General features: G+C 68.4%; 3 protein-coding genes and 1 pseudogene. All 4 read left to right on the forward strand.

What is annotated here, in order from left to right; all coding sequences use genetic code 11:
• Nucleotides 1–224: pseudogene (locus J7E68_RS12780) on the forward strand (acetylglutamate kinase); the annotation flags it as partial.
• Nucleotides 221–1,432: an acetylornithine transaminase gene (locus J7E68_RS12785; protein WP_215173173.1), complete on the forward strand. Its 1,212-nt coding sequence runs from the start codon at nucleotides 221–223 to the stop codon at nucleotides 1,430–1,432. The pseudogene J7E68_RS12780 and the gene J7E68_RS12785, both read left to right, overlap by 4 nt.
• Nucleotides 1,429–2,358 (forward strand): ornithine carbamoyltransferase, encoded by a 930-nt coding sequence (gene argF / locus J7E68_RS12790; protein ID WP_215173175.1) that lies wholly within the window; start codon nucleotides 1,429–1,431, stop codon nucleotides 2,356–2,358. Before J7E68_RS12785 ends, argF begins: the two co-directional genes overlap by 4 nt.
• The coding region (gene argH, locus J7E68_RS12795) for an argininosuccinate lyase (protein ID WP_215173177.1) at nucleotides 2,358–3,475 on the forward strand (1,118 nt) is incomplete at its 3' end. The genes argF and argH, both read left to right, overlap by 1 nt.

The raw sequence follows: 3,475 nt of genomic DNA on the forward strand, positions 1-3,475 counted from the left end.
CGCTCGTCTCGCACCTCACCTCGGGCGCTCTCATCGAGATGCTCCCGACTCTCGAATCCGGCATGATCCCGAAGATGAAGGCGTGCCTGGATGCGATCGAGGGCGGCGTCGACGCCGCCGCCATCATCGACGGACGCGTGCCGCACTCGGTGCTCGTCGAACTCTTCACCAGCAAGGGAATCGGAACAGAAGTGGTCTTGGGAAGCGCAGGAGCGAACGCATGAGCAACTGGCAGGATGACGCAGCGAGCGATCTGGTCCTCAACGCAGGGCCGCGACTGGCCATGCTCACCCGCGGCGAGGGCTCGTACCTCTGGGACTCCGAGGGCAAGCGTCACCTCGACTTCCTCGCCGGAATCGCAGTGACCTCACTCGGTCACGCGCATCCGGTATTCGTCGAAGCCGTCTCGTCGCAGGCAGCGACCCTGGCGCACGTCTCGAACTACTTCGCGACGCCGTCGCAGCTCGCGCTCGCCGCGCGTCTCAAGCGCCTCGCGGGGGCCGGCATCGACGGGCGTGTGTTCTTCTCGAACTCGGGCGCCGAGGCGAACGAGGCCGCGTTCAAGCTCGCTCGTCTGCACGGCGGAACCGAGAAGCCGCGCATCATCGCTCTCGAGAACGGCTTCCACGGACGCACCATGGGCTCGCTCGCGCTCACCGCCAAGGCGGCCATGCGCGCACCCTTCGAGCCGATGCCCGGGGGAGTCGAGCACATCCCCGCGACGATCGAGGCACTCGAAGCCGCGATGGACGATCGCGTCGCGGCGGTCATCGTCGAGCCGATCCAGGGCGAGGCCGGTGTCGTGGAGCTGCCGCACGGATACCTCCAGGCGGCCCGGTCTCTGACCCTGAAGCACGGGGCGCTTCTCATCGTCGATGAGATCCAGACAGGAGCCGGACGCACCGGAGCCTGGTTCGGCTTCAGCCACGAGGGCATCACCCCCGACGCCATCACTCTTGCGAAGGGCATCGGCGGCGGCTTCCCGATCGGCGCGCTCGTCACCTACGGTGCGGCGAGCACGCTGTTCACCCCCGGCTCGCACGGGTCCACGTTCGGCGGCAACCCGCTGGCGACGGCCGTGGCGGATGCGGTGCTCACCGAGATCGAGAACGCCGGACTCGTCGAGAACGCCGCGCGTCGAGGCGAAGAGATCCGCGAGATCATCTCGGCCATCGATTCGCCTCTCATCACGGGCGTGCGCGGCCGAGGGCTCCTCATCGGCGTCGCGTTGAACGCCCCCGTCGCGAACGAGGTCGTCGCCGCAGCCCAGGAGCGCGGCCTCATCGTGAACGCCGCCAACCCCGAGACGGTGCGCATCGCGCCGGCACTCACCATCGGAGACGCCGAACTCGCCGAGTTCCGCGAGCTCTTCGCCGCGTCGCTCGCCGATGTCCAGGCATCCCTCACCGAATCCGGAAAGGCCCTCGCATGACCCGCCACCTGCTGCGTGACGATGATCTGACCCCCGCAGAGCAGGCGGAGATCCTCGATCTCGCCATCGAGCTGAAGAAGGACCGCTGGGCGAACAAGGCGCTCGCAGGTCCGCAGACGGTCGCAGTGATCTTCGACAAGTCGTCGACCCGCACCCGCGTCTCGTTCGCGGTGGGGATCGCCGACCTCGGCGGGTCGCCTCTGATCATCTCGACCGCCAGCAGCCAGCTCGGCGGCAAGGAGACTCCGTCAGACACGGCGCGGGTGCTCGAGCGCCAGGTCGCCGCCATCGTGTGGCGCACCTACGCGCAGGCGGGGCTCGAGGAGATGGCCGAGGGAACGACGGTCCCCGTGGTGAACGCGCTCTCCGACGACTTCCACCCGTGCCAGCTTCTCGCCGACCTGCTCACGATCCGCGAGCACAAGGGAGACCTCAAGGGCCTCACGCTGACCTTCTTCGGCGACGGACAGAGCAACATGGCGCACTCCTACGCACTGGCGGGTGTGACGGCGGGCATGCACGTGCGCATCGCGTCTCCTGCCGAGTACTCGCCCCGGGCCGACGTCGTCGAGGCGGCGGATCGCCGCGCGGCCGAGACCGGCGGATCGATCACGCTGTACACCGACGCGGTCGAGGCCGCGGCCGGTGCCGACGTCGTGGTCACCGACACCTGGGTGTCGATGGGCAAGGAGGAGGAGAAGCTCGCCCGCATCCGTGATCTCGGCGGGTACAAGGTGACGCCCGAGACCATGTCGATCGCCGATCCCGATGCCGTCTTCATCCACTGCCTGCCCGCCGACCGTGGCTACGAGGTGGATTCCGAGGTGATCGACGGTCCGCAGAGCGTCGTCTGGGACGAGGCCGAGAACCGCCTGCACGCTCAGAAGGCCCTGCTCGTCTGGCTGCTCGGCAAGAAGGACGCATGATGGTCGACGCGAAGAACGAAGGCACCAACGAGGGAGCGCTGTGGGGCGCCCGGTTCGCCAGCGGCCCCTCGCCCGAACTGGTCGAGCTAAGCAGGTCGACGCACTTCGACTGGGTGCTCGCCCCCTACGACATCGCCGGGTCGCATGCCCACGCGACCGCCCTGGCCGCCGCCGGATATCTCGAGCCCGATGAGGCGGCGCGGATGCACGAGGGGCTGGATGCCGTCGCCGCCAAGGTCGCCGACCGCACTCTGCTGCCGGTTCCGTCGGATGAAGACGTGCACGGTGCTCTCGAACAGGCCCTGATCGCCGAGCTCGGCCCGGAGCTGGGTGGACGTCTGCGTGCAGGACGAAGCCGCAACGATCAGATCGCCACTCTCGTGCGGATGTACCTCATCGATCACGCGCGGGTCATCGCACGCGACATCCTGCGCGTCATCGATGCTCTCGTCGCACAGGCGGAGGCTCACCCCGATGCGATCCTGCCCGGGCGCACCCATCTGCAGCACGCGCAGCCCGTGCTGCTCGCACACCACCTGCAGGCTCACGGATGGCCGCTCGTGCGCGAGCTCGAGCGCCTCGTCGACTGGCGTCGTCGCGCCGGCGTGTCGCCCTATGGCGGGGGAGCGCTCGCAGGCTCGACGCTCGGTCTCGATCCGGCACTGGTCGCATCGGAGCTCGGACTCGACCGCCCGGCCGAGAACTCTCTCGACGGCACCGCTGCGCGCGATGTGGTGGCCGAGTTCGCGTTCATCACCGCGATGACCGGGGTCGACATCTCGCGTCTGAGCGAGGAGATCATCCTCTGGAACACGCGGGAGTTCGGATTCGTCACCCTGCACGACGGCTACTCGACGGGCTCGAGTATCATGCCGCAGAAGAAGAACCCCGACATCGCCGAGCTCGCGCGCGGCAAGTCCGGGCGTCTGATCGGCAACCTGTCCGGTCTGCTCGCGACCCTCAAGGGTCTGCCGCTCGCGTACAACCGCGACCTGCAGGAAGACAAGGAGCCGGTGTTCGACTCCGTGCAGACGCTCGAGGTAGTGCTGCCCGCATTCGCCGGCATGATCGCGACGCTGCGGTTCGAAACCGAGCGGAGGGCGGCGCCCGCCCCCAC

Origin of the sequence: Microbacterium sp. ISL-103 (assembly GCF_018613995.1) — a bacterium.
In the GTDB taxonomy this organism is placed as follows: Bacteria; Actinomycetota; Actinomycetes; order Actinomycetales; family Microbacteriaceae; genus Microbacterium.